The 284-nt window shown below is 70.1% G+C and carries 1 protein-coding gene; it reads right to left on the bottom strand.

Annotation, left to right across the window (positions count from 1 at the left end; translation table 11 throughout):
• Positions 1–284 (bottom strand): NAD-dependent epimerase/dehydratase family protein (locus EN852_RS40075; RefSeq protein WP_135879995.1); only part of this gene is annotated, 284 nt, incomplete at both ends.

Here is a 284-nt window from a genome sequence, read left to right as displayed (position 1 = left end):
CGCATCAGCCCGCGCAGATTTCCTTTCATGCCTTCGCCATAGACCGGCGGCAGCCGCAGCGCCGTCGCGCTGTCGCGTCCGGCCGCTGCGAAAGCCTTCAGCATCTCGATCTCGCCCTCGCGCTTGGAGCGCCCGTATGCGCATTGCGGGGCAGGGGGCGTTGCCTCGTCGATGGTGCCGCTGAAACCCGGCCCAACGACGGCGCGGATCGAGGAGAGGTAGATGAAGCGCCCGGCGGTGCGCGTCGCGGCCGCCTCGGCGAGCCGTCCGGTCAGCGTCGCATT

Source organism: Mesorhizobium sp. M2E.F.Ca.ET.209.01.1.1 (assembly GCF_004010375.2).
Lineage (GTDB): Bacteria > Pseudomonadota > Alphaproteobacteria > Rhizobiales > Rhizobiaceae > Mesorhizobium.
Note: the sequence above shows the minus strand (reverse complement) of the source record. Positions and strands in the feature narration are given on the sequence as shown.